Source organism: Streptomyces sp. DH-12, from assembly GCF_002899455.1.
In the GTDB taxonomy this organism is placed as follows: domain Bacteria; phylum Actinomycetota; class Actinomycetes; order Streptomycetales; family Streptomycetaceae; genus Streptomyces.
In genome coordinates, this window is the sequence record NZ_PPFB01000001.1 from 6,487,360 (window position 1) to 6,504,122 (window position 16,763).

11 protein-coding genes and 2 pseudogenes are annotated in these 16,763 nt (G+C 70.8%); 7 read left to right on the forward strand and 6 right to left on the reverse strand.

Annotation, left to right across the window (positions count from 1 at the left end):
• Positions 1–110: 110 nt before the first annotated feature.
• Positions 111–1,913, forward strand: coding sequence for an ABC transporter ATP-binding protein (locus tag C1708_RS28325; RefSeq protein WP_106415350.1), 1,803 nt, complete (start codon positions 111–113; stop codon positions 1,911–1,913).
• A gap of 43 nt (positions 1,914–1,956) precedes the next feature.
• Positions 1,957–2,814: an endolytic transglycosylase MltG gene (gene mltG / locus C1708_RS28330; RefSeq protein ID WP_106415351.1), complete on the forward strand. Its 858-nt coding sequence runs from the start codon at positions 1,957–1,959 to the stop codon at positions 2,812–2,814.
• Between the two features lie 7 nt (positions 2,815–2,821).
• On the opposite strand, the gene C1708_RS28335 is transcribed toward mltG, so the two are convergent.
• Entirely contained in the window at positions 2,822–3,901 is a 1,080-nt protein-coding gene (locus C1708_RS28335) for an FAD-dependent oxidoreductase (protein ID WP_198602615.1), read from the reverse strand.
• Between the two features lie 82 nt (positions 3,902–3,983).
• On the opposite strand from C1708_RS28335, the gene C1708_RS28340 reads away from it, so the two are divergent.
• Both C1708_RS28340 and C1708_RS28350 read left to right on the forward strand, forming a co-directional pair.
• Positions 3,984–4,406 carry a secondary thiamine-phosphate synthase enzyme YjbQ gene (locus C1708_RS28340; protein WP_106415352.1) on the forward strand — a complete coding sequence of 141 codons (423 nt, stop codon included), beginning with the start codon at positions 3,984–3,986 and terminating at the stop codon, positions 4,404–4,406.
• 259 nt (positions 4,407–4,665) lie between these two features.
• Positions 4,666–4,818: pseudogene (locus tag C1708_RS28350) on the forward strand (IS5/IS1182 family transposase); the annotation flags it as partial.
• Positions 4,819–4,827: 9 nt separating this feature from the next.
• Here C1708_RS28350 and C1708_RS28355 read toward each other — a convergent pair.
• From C1708_RS28355 to C1708_RS28365, 3 genes and pseudogenes are all read right to left on the reverse strand, one after another.
• Positions 4,828–5,559: a hypothetical protein gene (locus C1708_RS28355; protein ID WP_106415353.1), complete on the reverse strand. Its 732-nt coding sequence runs from the start codon at positions 5,557–5,559 to the stop codon at positions 4,828–4,830.
• A 30-nt stretch (positions 5,560–5,589) separates the two neighbouring features.
• Complete coding sequence (locus C1708_RS28360) at positions 5,590–10,266, reverse strand: RHS repeat-associated core domain-containing protein (protein ID WP_106415354.1); 4,677 nt, start codon at positions 10,264–10,266, stop codon at positions 5,590–5,592.
• A gap of 119 nt (positions 10,267–10,385) precedes the next feature.
• Positions 10,386–11,587: pseudogene (locus tag C1708_RS28365) on the reverse strand (IS3 family transposase).
• A 279-nt stretch (positions 11,588–11,866) separates the two neighbouring features.
• Between C1708_RS28365 and C1708_RS33815 the strand changes: the two are divergent.
• The gene (locus C1708_RS33815; RefSeq protein WP_133169085.1) at positions 11,867–12,082 is read left to right on the forward strand and encodes a DUF6199 family natural product biosynthesis protein; all 216 of its coding nucleotides are present in this window, start codon (positions 11,867–11,869) and stop codon (positions 12,080–12,082) included.
• A gap of 641 nt (positions 12,083–12,723) precedes the next feature.
• Here C1708_RS33815 and C1708_RS28380 read toward each other — a convergent pair.
• The gene (locus tag C1708_RS28380) at positions 12,724–13,560 is read right to left on the reverse strand and encodes a universal stress protein (protein WP_198602755.1); all 837 of its coding nucleotides are present in this window, start codon (positions 13,558–13,560) and stop codon (positions 12,724–12,726) included.
• Positions 13,561–13,863: 303 nt separating this feature from the next.
• Between C1708_RS28380 and C1708_RS28385 the strand changes: the two genes are divergently transcribed.
• Positions 13,864–14,334 carry a cation:proton antiporter regulatory subunit gene (locus C1708_RS28385; RefSeq protein WP_198602616.1) on the forward strand — a complete coding sequence of 157 codons (471 nt, stop codon included), beginning with the start codon at positions 13,864–13,866 and terminating at the stop codon, positions 14,332–14,334.
• Between the two features lie 4 nt (positions 14,335–14,338).
• Positions 14,339–15,586, forward strand: a complete 1,248-nt coding sequence (locus C1708_RS28390) for a cation:proton antiporter (RefSeq protein WP_106415358.1) — start codon at positions 14,339–14,341, stop codon at positions 15,584–15,586.
• Between the two features lie 72 nt (positions 15,587–15,658).
• On the opposite strand, the gene C1708_RS28395 is transcribed toward C1708_RS28390, so the two are convergent.
• The gene (locus tag C1708_RS28395) at positions 15,659–16,732 is read right to left on the reverse strand and encodes a DNA polymerase III subunit beta family protein (protein ID WP_106415359.1); all 1,074 of its coding nucleotides are present in this window, start codon (positions 16,730–16,732) and stop codon (positions 15,659–15,661) included.
• Between the last annotated feature and the right edge of the window lie 31 nt (positions 16,733–16,763).

A 16,763-nucleotide genomic window follows, 5' to 3' on the forward strand; every position in this document is an offset into this window, starting at 1 on the left:
GCGGGAACATTATCAGGATGCCATTCATTGTGAGTGCAGGTAACAATGAATGCTGTTCGCTGAACCGGTCCGGACGCCCGGCCGACCCCCCGCGCACCCCGAAGGAGACCATGCACCCCGACCACGCACCCGCATGGACGCCGCCCGCCGGAGCCGAGCAGGAGCCCCGGCAGGTGCGGCGCATCCTGCGCCTCTTCCGTCCTTACCGGGGCCGCCTCGCGATCGTCGGACTGCTCGTCGGGGCGTCGTCGCTCGTCTCGGTCGCCTCGCCGTTCCTGCTGAAGGCGATCCTCGACGTCGCCCTGCCCGAGGGCCGCACCGGCCTGCTCAGCCTGCTGGCGCTGGGCATGATCCTCAGCGCCGTGCTGACCAGCGTCTTCGGCGTGCTGCAGACCCTGATCTCCACGACCGTGGGCCAGCGTGTCATGCACGACCTGCGCACCGCCGTCTACGGGCGCCTGCAGCGCATGTCGCTCGCCTTCTTCACCCGCACCCGCACCGGCGAGGTGCAGTCCCGCATCGCCAACGACATCGGCGGCATGCAGGCCACCGTGACCTCCACGGCGACCTCCCTGGTCTCCAACCTCACCAGCGTGGTCGCGACGATCGTGGCGATGCTCGCGCTCGACTGGCGGCTGACGGCCGTGTCGCTGGCGCTGCTGCCGGTCTTCGTCTGGATCAGCCGCCGCGTCGGCAACGAACGCAAGAAGATCACCACACGGCGCCAGAAGCAGATGGCCGCGATGGCGGCCACGGTCACCGAGTCGCTGTCGGTCAGCGGCATCCTGCTCGGCCGCACCATGGGCCGCTCCGACTCGCTGACCGCCGCCTTCGCCGACGAGTCCGAGCGGCTGGTCGACCTGGAGGTGCGGTCGAACATGGCCGGCCGCTGGCGGATGGCGGTCATCACGATCGTCATGGCCGCGATGCCGGCGGTCATCTACTGGACGGCCGGCCTCGCCCTGCACTCGGGCGGACCCGGCGTGTCCATCGGGACCATCGTCGCGTTCGTCTCGCTCCAGCAGGGCCTGTTCCGCCCGGCGGTGAGCCTGCTCTCCACCGGCGTGCAGATCCAGACCTCGCTCGCCCTCTTCCAGCGCATCTTCGAGTACCTCGACCTGCCCGTCGACATCACCGAGCGCGAGGACCCGGTGCGCCTGGAGCGGGTCAAGGGCGAGGTCCGCTTCGAGAACGTCTCCTTCGGCTACGACGGCAAGGGCGGCCCGGTCCTCGACGGCATCGACCTCACCGTCCCGCCGGGCGGCAGCCTCGCCGTCGTCGGCCCGACCGGCGCCGGCAAGTCCACGCTCGGCCACCTGGTGCCCCGGCTGTACGACGTCACGGGCGGGCGGGTCACCCTCGACGGGGTGGACGTGCGCGACCTCGACTTCGACACCCTGGCCCGTGCGGTGGGCGTCGTCTCCCAGGAGACGTACCTCTTCCACGCGTCGGTCGCGGACAACCTGCGCTTCGCCAAGCCCGACGCCACCGACGTGGAACTGCACGCGGCGGCGAAGGCCGCGCAGATCCACGACCACATCGCGGCTCTGCCGGACGGCTACGACACCGTCGTCGGTGAGCGCGGCCACCGTTTCTCCGGCGGGGAGAAGCAGCGCCTCGCGATCGCCCGGACCATCCTGCGCGACCCTCCGGTGCTCGTCCTCGACGAGGCCACGAGCGCGCTGGACACCCGTACCGAGGCGGCGGTGCAGGCGGCCATCGACGCGCTGTCGGCCGACCGCACCACCATCACCATCGCCCACCGGCTCTCCACGGTCCGCGGCGCCGACCAGATCGTGGTCCTCGACTCCGGGCGCGTGGTCGAACGCGGAACCCACGAGGAACTGCTGGAGCGCGGCGGACGGTACGCGGCCCTCGTACGACGGGACGCCCGACTGGAGCCGACAAGCTGAAAATATGCCGGATTTGTGACGATATGAGGGTTACCGTTCCCGCATGCAGACGAACACTCCGTCACGGAACCCGATCCGACTGACGCGCCGCGGCCGTTTCGCCCTGGCGACGCTCGGGGCCGTCGTGGCCGGCACCGCCGTGGCGGTGCCGCTGCTGCTCATGGGCGACGAGGAGGAGCCCCGCCCCGACGCCCTGGTGGTCCCCGCGGGATGGCGGGCCGGCCAGGTCTACGCCGCCATCGACAAGATTCTCGAGCTCCCCGCCGGGACGACCGAGAAGTCCCTCGCCAAGGCGGACCTGAAGCTGCCGGACGAGGCGGAGGGCAACCCCGAGGGCTATCTCTTCCCGGACACGTATCCGCTTCCGGAGAACGCCACCCCGCAGAAGCTGCTGGCCCGGATGGTCGACAAGGCCAACAAGACGTTCAACGGCGCCCCCGTAGCCGCCGGGGCGCAGCGCAACGCGATGAACGTCTACCAGACGGTCACCGTCGCCAGCATCGTCCAGGCAGAGGCTGCCACGAAGGCCGACATGGGCAAAGTGGCCCGGGTCGTCTTCAACCGGCTGGAGCGCGGCATGCCGCTGCAGATGAACTCCACCGTCGACTACGCCCTCAACCGGACCAAGGCGCGCGCCACCCCCGCCGACACCGGCATCGACAGTCCCTACAACTCCTACCAGCGCATGGGGCTGCCGCCGACCCCCATCGACAACCCCGGGGAGGACGCCGTGCGCGCCGCGATCAACCCCACCCCGGGCGACTGGCTGTACTTCGTCACGGTCCGGCCGGGGGACACCCGCTTCACCGCGGACCTCGCGGAGCACCAGCGCAACGTGGCCGAGGCGGAGGCCGAACGGAAGAGGGCCGCCGAGACGTCCGCCCAGCCCTCCCCCGGGTGACCGCCGTTCAGGCCGCGGCGGCCGGTTCCCCGGCCAGCAGCCGCCTGATGTCCCGGACCGCCGCGCGCCCCGCGCGGTTGGCGCCGACGGTGCTGGCGGAGGGTCCGTAGCCGACCAGGTGGATCCGCGGGTCGGCGACCGTCCGGGTGCCCTCCACGCGGATCCCGCCGCCCGGCTCCCGCAGCCGCAGCGGCGCGAGGTGGTCCAGGGCGGGCCGGAACCCGGTCGCCCACAGGATCACGTCCGCCGCCGCCCGGCGTCCCCCCGCCCACACCACGCCGTCGGGCTCGATCCGGTCGAACACGGGCTGCCGGTCGAGGACCCCGTCCGCGAGTCCTCGCCGGATCGCGTCGTTCAGCGGCAGTCCCGTCACGGAGACCACGCTGCGCGGCGGCAGCCCCTGCCGGACGCGCTCCTCGACGAGGGCCACGGCCTCACGGCCCGCGTCCTCGTCGAAGGGTTCCTCCCGCCAGACGGGCGGCCGCCGCGTCACCCAGGTGGTGGCCGCCGCGTACGGCGCGATCTCCAGCAGGTGCTGGGTGCCGGACGCGCCGCCGCCCACCACGACCACCCGCAGCCCGGCGAACGCCTCCGGACCCGGATACCGCGCGGTGTGCAACTGCCGTCCGCGGAAGGTTTCCTGGCCGGGGTAGCGGGGCCAGAACGGCCGGTCCCAGGTGCCGGTCGCGTTGATCAGCGCCCGGGTCGCCCAGGCGCCCCGCGAGGTCTCCACCAGCAACCGTCCGCCGGACCCCTCCCGCACCGCGCGCACGTCCACCGGACGGCGCACCCGCAGGCCGAACGTCCGCTCGTAGCGGTCGAAGTACTCGCTGATCACTTCGGAGGAGGGCCGCCGCGGATCGGCGTCCGTCAGCTCCATCCCGGGCAGCGCGTGCATCCCGTGCACCTTGCCGTACGTCAGCGACGGCCAGCGGAACTGCCAGGCGCCGCCGGGGCCGGGGGAGTGGTCCAGCACCACGACGTCGCGGTCCGGTTCGAAGCCGGTCCGCCGCAGGTGATAGGCGCTCGACAGGCCGGCCTGCCCGGCGCCGATGACGACCACCTCGACCTCGCGCACACCGTTCACGCTTCTGCCAACACCCCGGTCGCGGCGGATCTTCCCGGACGCGCTCCGCCGGGAACCGCGCCGAGTGCGTCAGGATGGACGCATGTCCGACGCCTTCACCACCCGAGTCCTGAACCTCACCACCGGCTCCGCCGAGCGGGTCGTCGACATCACCGGCGACTGCGAGGCCTTCCTGCGGGAGACCGCGGCCGGCCGGGACGGCCTGCTCAACGTGTTCGTCCCGCACGCCACCGCCGGCATCGCCGTCATCGAGACCGGCGCGGGCAGCGACGACGACCTGCTCTCCGCGCTGCACACCCTGCTGCCCGCCGACGACCGCTGGCAGCACCGGCACGGCAGCCCCGGCCACGGCCGCGACCACGTCCTGCCCGCCTTCGTCCCGCCCCACGCGACGCTCCCGGTGATCAACGGCCGCCTGGAACTGGGCACCTGGCAGTCCGTGTGCCTGGTCGACACCAACCGGGACAACCCCGACCGCAAGGTCCGCCTCAGCTTCCTCGGCTGACCAAGAGCGTCCAGCCGGGGCGTGTGCCGCCGATTCTCCGTGCCATGCGTGCTCGAACGGGGGAGAAGAGCGCGGTACGGACCTCGATGCGGTCGAATGTCCTTGCGGCGGATGCGGCAAGTGCCTGCTCGGAGTGCGGCGGCTGTCGTGCGTGAAGCCGGCGACGTCTTCGTCTCGGCGCCGGCGCGAGAACGTGCTCGCTGCCGCCGCCTCCGTCGGGACGTACATCGAGCGGACAACTTGAGGACTACCAGTAGTTCAACCGCGACACGCACGACTCCGAGCCCTCGGCGAACGCGCCTTCGCCCCACTCAAGACATGGCGGCTCCTGCGACGCGCCGGCGGTTCCGCTCGACGCATCGGCACGGCAGTCCAAGCCGTCCATACCCTGCTGACCTGGAATTCTCCAGGATGGAACGGCTCACTGAACGCTGGTGCGGGCCGCGGTCTCCAATTGGCCGGGGTTCACCGGTTCCTGCGTTGCGTCGTGCGTCAGCTTGAGTCCGGTGCCGGTGCTGTCCACCCGCCAGACGGCGCCGTGCCGGTTTTCCCACTCGACGAAGCTGCCAGGGGAGCCGTCGAGCAGCTCCAGTTCCCGCACCAGCGTGTCCAGGGGAGCGAAACCGCGGGCGTCGCCCTTGCTCATGCTCTGGGTGCGGGTGTTGTGGTAGCGCATCTTGACGAACGGCGCCTCGATACGGTCGAGCTTGTTCGGCTGAAGCATTTTACGGAACCTGCCCCAGGCCTCTTCCTCGTTCTCCCTGCCGGAGATCTCACTGGCGTAGGCGGGGAAGACGGCGTAGGTGACGGCGGACAGCTCGGGGTTCTCGGTGGCGTGGTAGCCGTGCACCTCAGTTGCCGCCACCCCCACGGTGTCGAACTGTGTCCCGTCGTGGTGGAAGCCGCGGACGGCCACCAGGGGCCGCCCCTGCCCCACGAAGGTGCCGTCATGGGCGCGTGCGTGGGCGAGCAGCGCCGTGACGAGCGCTTCGTCGTAGGGGCCACGTACGTTGACCTGCAGATTGTGCCGACCGTCGGTGGAGAGTGCGGCGGTGAAGGTGAACACCGGGTTCGGCGACCACCGCCACGCGGATGCCAGGCCGGGAACGGGAACGGCGCCGGGCATGGTGGACAGGACGGACGCAAGGTTCATGAGGGTGGCTCCTGTGCTCGGGATGGGGCCCTAGCTGCATGAGTAGAGGGTGGGGTGGACATCCTGGCGGTAGGTGGCGTCCATGAGCGCACCACCGCGGGAGTTCTCGCTCCTCGTCATGGGCCCCATGTTGTCGGGGTCGTTGTAGAAGTCGTTGCGGGTGGCCCGGTCGGAACGGTAGCCCGTCTGGTTCCAGTGATCGACCACCGGTGTCAGGTGCTCGTACGTGAGCTGGTGGGACGGGATGATCTCGCCCGCGGCGTTGCGCCAGGTCAGCTCGGACCGGGGGATGCGTTCCATGATCTGGCGGCCCTGGGGGTCGAGCCGTCCGGTGGGCCGCATCGGCGTGCCGCCCTGGGCGATGCCCTCGTCGGTCCACGTGGCGGCCATGGCGTCATGGGTGGACTGGCGATAGCTGCCGGGGTACTCGGTGTCGCGGTTGTGGGTCTGTACGGGCGAGTTCGGGTCCCTCTCCCACCGGCCGTGCTGGCCGCGGACGCGGATGAGACCCAGCGGGTCGAGGAGCAGGAGCGGGTTGGTGACGTAGGCGTAGTCGTTCGGGTCCGGGGCCAGGCCCAGTGGATCAGCGCTGAGGTAGCGCGCGGTCTCCGGGTCGTAGTAACGGAAGTAGTTGTAGTTCCAGCCGGTCTCGGCGTCCGCGTACTGCCCGGGGAAGCGCAGCGGGCACTCGGCTTCCGAGGCCGGGGGCGGTGCACCGGTCGGCTGCCCCCAGGCCGTGAATCTGCGGTGCCAGACTATTCGGCCGTCCGCCGAGACGAGTTCGGTCGGTGTTCCGACGAGGTCGGTGACGATGGCGTAGAAGCGGGCGTCGTTGTCGCTCGGGTCGCTTCCGCCTCGGCCCGCCGCCGGCCGTTCACGGCCACCGCTCACTGTCTGGGCGACGGGCCGGTAGGAACCCGGCGCGTAGTCCCAGGTGGTGACGGTGCCGTCGGTCTCGGTCTGTTCGGCGAGGCGTGTTCCGTCCCAGCTGAACGTCGTCTCCTCCAGGACGTCCCCGCCGGTGCCGAGGCGCTGTTTGCCGACCCGTCGGCCGTCCGGATCGTAGGTGTAGCGCCACTCGGCTCCGTCCGGTGTGACGGCGCGGACCAGGCGGTCCTCCGGGCTCCACCCGTAATGGGAGGTGCGCCGTCCGCCGCTGAGGAGACGGACGGTCTTGCGGATCAGGCGTCCTTGGCCGTCGTAGGTGTAGGCGGTGCGTCCGGCGCGACGCAGTCTCGTTCCGTCGAATTCTCGGGGCTGCGGTTCCGCGGTGCCGCCGTGCTGGGAAGTGGTGACGAGGTTGCCCGCGCGGTCGTACCCGTAACTCTCCTCACGGTCGGCGGCCCTGACGCCGGTCAGCCGGCCGACCGGATCCACGTCGAACCGGCGGCTCTCGCCGAGCAGCTCGTCGATCTCCCTGAGCGCTCCGTCGAGGCCGTACCCGTAGGTGCGCTGCTGAAGCAGCTCACCGCCCACGTCGCCACTGCTGCGGCTCGGCGTGGTCACCGACTGCCCGGTCAGCCGGCCGGAGCCGTCCCAGCTCTGGTGGAGTACCGCCTCCGTACCGAGCGTCCTGCGGATCTCACGATGGGCGGTGTCGTAGCCGAAACGCAGTTCGCTGCCGGCGCCGGTCAAGGTGTGTGGCTGGCCCGTCACCTCGTAGGTCCAGGTCGAGGTGATGCCCGAGGGAGTGCGTCGGCTGATACGGCGGCCGAGGGCGTCGTAGGTGTACGTGGTGGTCCGGCCGTTGACCGTCTCGGTCAAGGTGCGACCCATGGAGTCGTAGGTGCGTTCGACCGTGGTGTCGCGGTTGGCCGCGCGGAGCAGTGAGCCGACGCTGTCGTACTCGTAGGTGGTGACCTCGTCCGCCGTGCGGTACTGGCGTGGCCGGCCGAGCAGGTCCACGATCACGTCGGTGGTCTGTCCGGCGCCGTTGGTCCACGAGGTGCGCTGCCCGGCCGCGTCGTGTGTGTAGGTGAGCGTGCGGCCGTTGAAGTCCGTCTCCCGGATCAGGCGGTTGGCCTCGTCGTACGCGTATTCCCAGGTACGACCGTCCGCGTTGTGAACACCGGTCAGGTTCAGTTCGGTGTCGTAGGCGAACGTGTGACGGCGGCCGTCCGGTGTGATGCGGGAGGTGGGCTGGTGGAAGTGGGTGAACTCGTATGTGGTGACCGCACCGTTGCGGGCCGTGTGGGAGAGGAGGTTGCCTTCGCCGTCCCAGCTCCAGGCCTCCGTCGCGCCGTCCGGGAAGGAGCGCCACGAGGCCAGTCCTTCGACGGTCCAGCCGAATCGGTCGGTGGCGCCGGAGGGGTCGGTCACCGCGGTCACGCGTCCGAAGGAGTCGCGCCGCGCTCGGGTCGTCCGGCCCTCCGGGTCGGTGAGGGCCAGTGGCAGGCCGGCCGGGTCGGTCTGGATGTGCCGGGTGTGACCGAGCGCGTCGGTGACCGAGACGGGCCGCCCCATGGCGTCGTAGCCGTAGCGGGTGGTCGCGCCGGACGGGTCGGTGACGGTCAGGCGATTGCCTTGCTCGTCGTAGGTGTAGTTCCAGAACGAACCGTCGGGTTCCGTGAGCCGGAGGGTGTGGCCTGCCTCGTCGTACTCGGCCCGGAGCGAGCTGAGGTCGGGCCTGACCACCTCGGTCAGGTGACCGGCCGCGTTGAAGACCTGTCGGGTCGTGCGGCCCAGCGGGTCGGTCCAGGAGACCAGGCGTCCGTTCTCGTCCCACTCCCGGCGGGTCGTTGCTCCCAGAGGGTCGGTGACCTGGACGAGTTGCAGACGCTCGTCGAACCGGTAGGTGGTGACCCGGCCGAGGGAGTTCCGGTACGTGTTGACGCGTGCCGCGTCGTCGTAGGTGAGGGAGCAGTCCAGAAAGCCGTCCGCTCCTCTGCCGGCCGTGACCCTGTGCCGCTCGTCATAGGTGTAGCGGTACCAGCCGCCGTTGCGGTCGGTCCAGCTCGTGATGCGGGACTCGCCGTCGTAGGTGAGTTGGAAGTCCCGGCCCTGCCCGTCGGAGACGGCACAGAGGTTGCCCTCCGCGTCGTAACGGTAGCGTCGCACCACCGCCCACGGTGCGTGGGATTCCGCGCCGTAGCCGTCGTCCGGGGAGCTGTGAACGCTCAAGGAAGTGACCCGGCCGTGTTCCGTGGCGACGGCCACCCGGTAGCCGCCCGAGTGGCGCAGCTCGGCGAGGTCGCCCGCCTCGTCGTAGAGGAAGTCGATGCGGTGCCCATTGCGATCGGTGATCGCGGCGAGGGGCAGGACGTAGGCGGCAGTGTCACCGTCGCGCCGTGCGCCGGGGGCGAAGTGATGCGCTCGTCCGGTCTCGTCGTCGTGAACGGTGATCGTGCCTCCGCCGTCACCGTTCCACGTCAACGGCCGTCGAGGCCCTTCAAGAGGCAGGGTCGCGGTGTCGGGCGCGGGAATCGGATAGGCCAGGAGCATGCCGTCCTCACTGGCGAACACCACTCCCTGGTCGTCGATCTCCAGGCGTTGGTCCAGCGTCGATGTCCAACTGGTTCCGAAGCAGCGTCCCCAGCGGTAGGTGGAGACATGGGTACGCCGGACGATCAGCGGCAGGAGCCCGCCGAGTTCCAGGTCCACCTGCTCCATGAGCATCTCGCCGGACACCATGTCGATCGGGTCGCCGCCCCGGCACCGGCCCTTGTAGGGCTTGGCTTTCGCGAGAAGGTCCTTGGCGCCGGAGCGCAACGTCTTCAGGCCGCCCCGGACGGCGGTGGCCATCCCCTTCACGCCTTTGGCGATCGCACCGAGGGATGTGAGGCCCTTGACTCCGGGTATGCAGTCCAGGGCTGCCAGCCCCACGTCCCACAGCGACGCCTGTCCTTTGCGATACTTGTTGAGAGTGTCGGCGAGGACCACAAGAGCGGCCACAACGACGATCGCGGCGAGGACCGGCCCCCCGATGATCATCGCGACGATGCCGACGACCGCGACGACGACCTTGCAGACGGCGACGATCGAGTCCCAGTTGTCGGTGAACCAGTCCCCGATGTCCTCCCACCACGACCGGTTCTGGATGCCGGCGTCCGACGCCTCGTCGATCTTCGACTTGGCCTCGCGGGCCGCGTCCTCACGCATCTTGCGCGCGTCCTCGGCCATCTTCTTCGCCGCGTCCAGCGCGCTCTGCGCGTCATCCACGGCCGACTGGGCGTTGGTCTGCGCGGTCTTGGCCTGCTGGACGTCCCGGGTGGCCGCGCGGACCTTCGCCTCGTCCGGCTTGTCGGCGTCCGACTTGCTGCCGGTCGGGTCGTCCTTGTACTTGTCGGCCTCCTTCGACGCCCGCGTCACCCACGACTCCGCCGAGGCGAGCTTCGACTGCGCCGAGGACAGGTTCTCCCGTGCCTCCCGCGCCTGACGCAGCGCCTTGTCCGCCAGGGCCTGCGCCCGCTCCAGTTTCGGCCAGAAGTCGGCGAGCGCGTCACCGCACATGCCGTAGGACTTCTCGAGCTTCTTCAGGTTCTTCGGTACGCCCGAGAACTCCTCCTTGAAGACGGTGGCCGACTTGCCCGCCCACTCCGCGAGCGTGCTCTCTCCCGCCATGCCCTTCACCAGACGCAACGCCTCGGACACATCGTCGGCGAAGTCGTGCAGTGTCTTGGCGAGCGTGCGCACCCGCTGCGGATCGCCGGGGGTCGGATCCTTGTCCAGGTCCAGAACATGCCAGTCCCTCGGCCTGTGGCCCGCCATCACGCAACCCCCGTCGACACCTGTCGGTGCATCACCAACTCATGTGCGCACGCGAACTTACTATGCACAGAAATTCGAGAGAAGGGACTCGGGCCTTGACCCTTGGTCCTGAACACGGGCTATGCGGCTTCGGCCAGCGTAGTTGATGTTGGTTGGAGTGCTTGCTCATAGGCGATCGGGCTGCGGTGGCCGAGGCGGGAGTGGCGTCGGACTGTGGTGTGGCGGTGCAGCCGGCGGAAGAGGTCAAGGTGAGCCTCGCGCTCGGTGTCCCAGGCCCGGCGGCCCTGGAGGGTCTCCCGTTTGCAGGTCGCGTTGAACGACTCGGCGAGTGCGTTGTCCGCGCTGGAGCCGATGGCGCTCATGGACTGGGTGACACCCGCTTCGCGGCAGGCGTCGGCGGAGGCCCGACTGCAGTACTGGGCTCCGTGATCGCTGTGGAAAACGGCGCCGGCGAGGCTGCCGCGGGTCCGTTCGGCCGCATGCAGGGCGTCGATGACGAGGTCGGCCCGCATGTGATCGGCGATCGCCCATCCCGCCAGGCGTCGCGAGGCGAGGTCGATCACGGTCGCAAGGCAGCGGAACCTTCCGCCGGCCAGGGGAAGACAGGTGAGGTCACCGACGTACTTGGTGTTCGCCTGGTCCGCCGTGAAGTCGCGGCCGATCAGGTCCGGGACCTTCGCCGCGGCCGGGTCGGGGACAGTGGTGCGGTGTTTGCGGTGCAGGCGGAGCCCGGCCGGCCCGATCGTCTGCATGATCCGAGCGACGCGCTTGTGATTCACCACCTCGCCGGTCTCCCGGAGCCCGGCGGTGATCCTGGGAACGCCGTAGGTGCCGTCCGAGGCCCGGTGAAGCGTGCGTATCCGGGCAGCGAGCTTCGCCTCGGCGGCCTGGCGGGCCGCCCTCACGGCCGCTGTCTTGCGCCAGTGAGAGAAGCTCGATCGGCGATGCCCAGGATGGTGCACAGCCGCTTCACGCCGTAGCGGCGCTGGTGGTCGGCGACGAACTGGAAGCGGTTCACCAGCGCGTCTCCCCAGCGAAACACTTCGCGGCCTTCCGTGGGATCTCGCGTTCTTCCTCCAGCTCACGGACCTTCTTGCGCAGTGCGGCGTTCTCCGCTTCCAGAGGCGTGGGCGGCTCGGCGGGCGTCTCCGCACGGCGTCCCCGTGGCCGGCTCGCGCCGGCCGCCCGGACCCGGTTCCGCAGGGGTTTCCGGGTTGACTCCCAGGTCGGCGGCGACCTGCCGGATCGTCGCCTCGGGCCGCGACTGGTACAGCGCGACCGCGTCCGCCTTGAACTCCTGCGGGTAGTGCTTCATGACCACGAGATGTCCGTTCTCAGATCCTCAGGATCCAGTGCCTCGTGTGTCCAAGATCAGGGGTCAAGACCCGCGTGGGTGGCACGGTAGGTCGATCAATTGCTGGCGGCGACGCCGGAGACATCGGAATTGGATGTGCTGCGGGCGCTGCCTTCGGTGCTGTCAGCGGAGGTGCTGGCGGAACGGTCCTCAAGGCGGTTGGAAAGGGATAGCGTGAGCCAGTTGCGCTGTTGGGACCCTTGCGCTGGGTGGCGCGAGGGTCCCAGTCAATCCAAGGAGGAGTTTATGACTTTGGCGGGCGTCGCCGTAATGGCTGGTGTGGCTTTCTTGGGAATGGTGGCCGTTTTTCTTCCTGAAATTCTCTTCAAGATCTCACTCAAACTCAGTGGTAATCGATCTCCGGAACCTGGTCGTCGCGGCATCCAGATAGTCCGGATATGTGGCGCAGTAGTGGCTGTGGTCACTCTCTTCCTGATCTTCGCGGACCGGGTGGCCCGCTGAGAGACGGGAAGAGGGGAGTCCTTCTACGACCTCGCCGACGACATGGGCAAACGGATGGCCGGAGTCCGTTGGGCCGCCCCGGAGCGGCCAGGGGATGGACCAGTCCCTGACCCCCTGGTTGTCCGCCGCGAAGACCAGTTGGCCGCCGTGCGGTCTCCTGACGTGCCGGGGGCGCAGGAGCACCGGGTTGCTGAAGCGATGGGGAGTGGGGCGCAGCCGGGCGAGACGGTGGAAGGCGGCGAGCGCGGGCGGCAAGCGGGCGAGTTCGCCGTCCGCGAGCGCCTTGGGGTCCGGCTCGGTTTCCTCGGCCGGGCACCAGCCCGGAACGAGCATCTCCAGAGCGAGGACGGGGTCTGTGCGACGTGGTCGATCCAGCCGGAGGGTGGGAGTGGCCCGGAGGGGGAGTGGTGGCGTGAGGTGAGGACCACGGGGTGTGCGTCACGGGCTCACCGTAGGGTGTGATCGGGACGGACCGAGTCCTTATCGGTAACGGATCATGACGTTGCGTGATCGTTCAGATGGCGGGGCCGTACTGCCCTCGGGGTCGCCTCGACGGAAGTTGGTGGACACCCACAGAGACAACCCCGACCGCAAGGTCCGCCTCAGCTTCCTCGGCTGAGCCGCCTCCGGCCGGTGCGGTCTCAGCTCAGCGCCCGCACCACGGTGACCGGGCAGTCCGCGTGGTGCAGCAGTGCCTGGCTGACCGAGCCGAGCAGCATCCCGGCGACCCCGCCGTGACCACGCGCCCCGGCCACCACCAGCTGCGCCTCGCGCGTCGCCGCCAGCAGCGCCTGCCGGACCCGGCCACGCTCGAGGCGCGGCTGGACCGTGACCCCCGGATGCGCGGCCGCCCAGGGCCTCACCGCCTCCTCCAGCAGCCGCCGGTGCCGCAGTTCGAGCTGATCGAGGTCCACCACCACGCTCAGCGGATCACCCGGATCCTCGTACGGCGTGGGCTCGCTCCAGGTGTTCCACACGTGCAGGGCCACCAGCGGAGCCCCGCGCAGTTCGGCCTCCGTGAACGCGAAGGACGCGGCGGCGTTCCCGGCGGGCGAGCCGTCCGCGGCCAGCAGCACGGGGCCCCGCGGGTCGGGCCGCCCGCGCACCACCATCACCGGGCCGTGCCCGTGCGCCGCCAACTGCATGGTCGTCGAGCCCAGCAGCAGGTCACCGAAGAGGCTCCGGCCGCGCCGCCCCAGCACGGTCAGCACCGCGTGCCGCGACTCGGTCCGCAGCACGGTCAGCGCGTCGCCCGACGCCACGGTGCGGGTGATCTCCAGGCCCGGGACGCGCTCGTGGAGCCGCTGCTCGGTCTCGGCCAGCACCCCGTGGATCATCGGATCGAGATCGGCGGGGCGGGCGAACGCGTGCACGATCCGCAGCCGTGCACCGCGCAGCCGCGCCTCCTCGGCCGCCATGTCGGCGGCGGCGAGGCTGGAGGCAGAGCCGTCCACCCCGACCATCACCGTGTCGTCCACCACACACCCCCGTCCCCGGAAGGGGTCACCGAGTACCCACGCCGGACGGCCGCTACGCGCCCGGTTCCCGCGCTTTGTCCGGTGCGCCCCGCTGACCTGCGGCGACACGAGGCCCTCGGCGATCTTTGCCGCGCCCCCGGAACCTGTCCATCCGTGACAACACCCATGTTCCGGCCGAATGGCGGGATGGCACCATTACGCCGGTGGGGGGTGCCACCCGGTGCCGTGGGACGGTCCGTCCGGCCCCGCCCACCGGACGACTTCAGAAGAACGGGAAGGGGACGGGCTGTGCCTGCTCCACGGATGAGCGCGACACCGCTGCCGGGCATCGGTGTGAAATACGACCTCACCACGCGTGAGCACGAGCACCTGTCCGTCATCGCGCACCGCGACGGTGCCCGGACGGTCAACGTCTACAGCTCCGACGACCCGGACGCCTGCGCCCGTTCGATGCGGCTGAGCGTCGCCGAGTCGGCCGCGCTGATCGACGCGCTGATGCCGGCCCACCACAGCCCGAACCTGCTGCACACCACCGACCTGGGGCTGGTGGCCGAGCGCATCGAACTGTCCTCGGTGTCCCACTGGAACGGACGGCTGCTGGGTGAGACCCGGATGCGTACCGACACGGGAGCGTCGATCGTGGCCGTGCTGCGCCGCGCGGAGGCGATCCCGTCGCCCGCGCCGGACTTCCGGCTCGCCGGCGGGGACACACTGATCGTCATCGGCACCCGCGAGGGCATCGACGCCGCCGCCGAGCTCCTCGGGCGGGAGTGAGCGCGTGCACTCTTCCGCGGTCTTCCTCATCGAGTTCGGCGCGATCATCCTCGGTCTCGGCCTGCTCGGCCGCCTCGCCGGACGCCTCCAGTTCTCGCCCATCCCCCTCTACCTGCTGGCCGGCCTCGCGTTCGGTGAGGGCGGCCTGCTGCCGCTCGGCGCCAGCGAGGAGTTCGTCGCGATCGGCGCCGAGATCGGCGTGATCCTCCTGCTGCTGATGCTCGGCCTCGAGTACACGGCCAGCGACCTCGTCTCCAACCTCAAGACGCAGTACCCCGCCGGTCTCGTCGACATGACGCTCAACGCCCTGCCCGGCGCCGCCCTCGCCCTGCTCATGGGCTGGGGCCCGGTCGCCGCCGTGGTGCTCGCGGGCGTCACCTGGATCTCCTCCTCCGGTGTCATCGCCAAGGTCCTCGGCGACCTCGGCCGGCTCGGCAACAGAGAGACCCCGGTCATCCTCAGCATCCTCGTGCTCGAGGACCTGGCGATGGCCGTCTACCTGCCGATCATCACCGCCCTGCTGGCCGGCGTCAGCCTCGCCGCGGGCAGCGTCACCCTCGCCATCGCGCTGGGTGTCGCCGGGCTCGTGCTCTTCGTCGCCGTCCGCTACGGACGCGTGATCTCCCGCTTCGTCTCCAGCGACGACCCGGAGAAGCTGCTGCTCGTCGTGCTCGGCCTGACCCTGCTGGTCGCCGGCATCGCCCAGGAGCTCCAGGTGTCGGCCGCCGTGGGCGCCTTCCTCGTCGGCATCGCCCTGTCCGGCGAGGTCGCGGAGGGCGCGCACAACCTGCTGGCGCCGCTGCGCGACCTGTTCGCCGCGGTGTTCTTCGTCTTCTTCGGCCTGCACACCGACCCGCAGTCCATCCCGCCGGTCATCCTGCCGGCGTTCGGCCTGGCCGTCGTCACCGCGCTGACGAAGATCGCCACCGGCTGGTGGGCGGCCCGCCGGGCCGGCATCTCGCCCAAGGGCCGCTGGCGCGCGGGCGGCACCCTGGTGGCGCGCGGCGAGTTCTCCATCGTCATCGCGGGACTCGCGGTCACCGCCGGCATCGAGCCCCAGCTCGGCCCGCTGGCCACCGCGTACGTCCTGGTCCTGGTGGTGCTCGGCCCGCTCACCGCCCGCTACACCGAGCCGATCGCGATGCGCCTGGCCGGGCGTCGCACGCCCGCGCCCGACACCCTGCCGGCCCAGCACGGCACGCCCGCCGCGGAGACGCTGGAGCCGATGGAGGACAGCGGCCGCGACCGCTGAGCCCGTCTGCGCGTTCGGCCCGGACAGCCCGCGAGGGAGCTGCCCGGGCCGTCGTGCGTCCGGGGCGGTGCCTCAGTCGGCCGGCCGCACCGGCATCAGCAGCGAGAACGTGTGCTCGTCCTCGGGGCGGCGGATCGCGAGCGGGGCCGTGGGGGCGCCGAACTCCAGGACGAGCCGGTCACCGGCCGCCGCGGCGAGCGCGTCCAGCAGGAACGCCCGGTTCACCGCCACGAGGTCCGGCGCGTCGGCGCCCTCCGGGGCCGGGGCGACCTCGCCGTCGCCCGAGACCGCCAGCACCGTCAGCTCGCACCGCGCGTCCCCGCCGTCCTCGTACGGCCGGACCGGACCCGAACGCACGGCCTCCGTGAACGCCGGCACGTCCACCTCGGCACGCCGCCCGGCGGGCAGCCGCACCAGGCGCCGGTAGTCGGGGAAGTCCTGCTCCAGACACCGGCCGCCGGTCTGCCGGTCACCGGCCTCCAGGGTCACGCGGCCGCCGTCCACGGCGAGGCGCACCTCGTCCTCGCCGTCCAGCAGCGCCCGCATCGCGTCGGCGAGGGGCAGCGGCACGGTCGCCTGCACCCGGCCGCCGTCGTGTCCGCCGACGGCGGTGCGTGCCACGGCCATCCGGTAGCGGTCGGTCGCCACCACGTGCAGCGCGTCGCCCTTGACGTCGAGGTGGACGCCGGCGAGCACCGGCAGCTCCGGGTCGGTGCCGGCCGCGAAACGGACCGCGTCCAGTGCGGCGGCCAGACCGGGACCGGACACGGACAGCCGGGCGGCGGTGCGAGGTGAGGTCATGGGGTTCTCCCTGTCGTCGAGTAGGGCGCGGAGCGCGGAGAACTCGGCGCGGGTGGCCGACAGCCCCTCCTCCAGCCGGCGCAGATGCGCCTCGAGGAGCCGGCGCACGAGATCGGTGTCGGCGGCCGCCCAGCCGGCCAGGACCAGCCGGACGTCCGCCAGCGGCATCCCGGCGCGGCGGAGCCGGGCCAGCACCCGGGCCTCGTCCAGCTGCTCCGGCGCGTACCAGCGGTAGCCGGTGACCGGGTCGACCTGGTCGGGAACCAGGACCCCGGCACGGTCGTAGAACCGCAGGGCGCTGACGCCCAGCCCGCTCTCGCGGGCCGTCTCACCAATGCTGCGCATCTCGCTCTCCACACCTCGGACCCTGCCGCCT

Excerpts from the sequence above, each read along its gene's own strand:
- C1708_RS28325 (WP_106415350.1), top strand. The coding sequence starts at position 111 with ATGCACCCCGACCACGCACCCGCATGGACGCCGCCCGCCGGAGCCGAG.
- mltG (WP_106415351.1), top strand. The coding sequence starts at position 1,957 with ATGCAGACGAACACTCCGTCACGGAACCCGATCCGACTGACGCGCCGC.
- C1708_RS28340 (WP_106415352.1), top strand. The coding sequence starts at position 3,984 with ATGTCCGACGCCTTCACCACCCGAGTCCTGAACCTCACCACCGGCTCC.
- C1708_RS28355 (WP_106415353.1), bottom strand. The coding sequence starts at position 5,559 with ATGAACCTTGCGTCCGTCCTGTCCACCATGCCCGGCGCCGTTCCCGTT.
- C1708_RS28360 (WP_106415354.1), bottom strand. The coding sequence starts at position 10,266 with ATGGCGGGCCACAGGCCGAGGGACTGGCATGTTCTGGACCTGGACAAG.
- C1708_RS33815 (WP_133169085.1), top strand. The coding sequence starts at position 11,867 with ATGACTTTGGCGGGCGTCGCCGTAATGGCTGGTGTGGCTTTCTTGGGA.
- C1708_RS28385 (WP_198602616.1), top strand. The coding sequence starts at position 13,864 with ATGAGCGCGACACCGCTGCCGGGCATCGGTGTGAAATACGACCTCACC.
- C1708_RS28395 (WP_106415359.1), bottom strand. The coding sequence starts at position 16,732 with ATGCGCAGCATTGGTGAGACGGCCCGCGAGAGCGGGCTGGGCGTCAGC.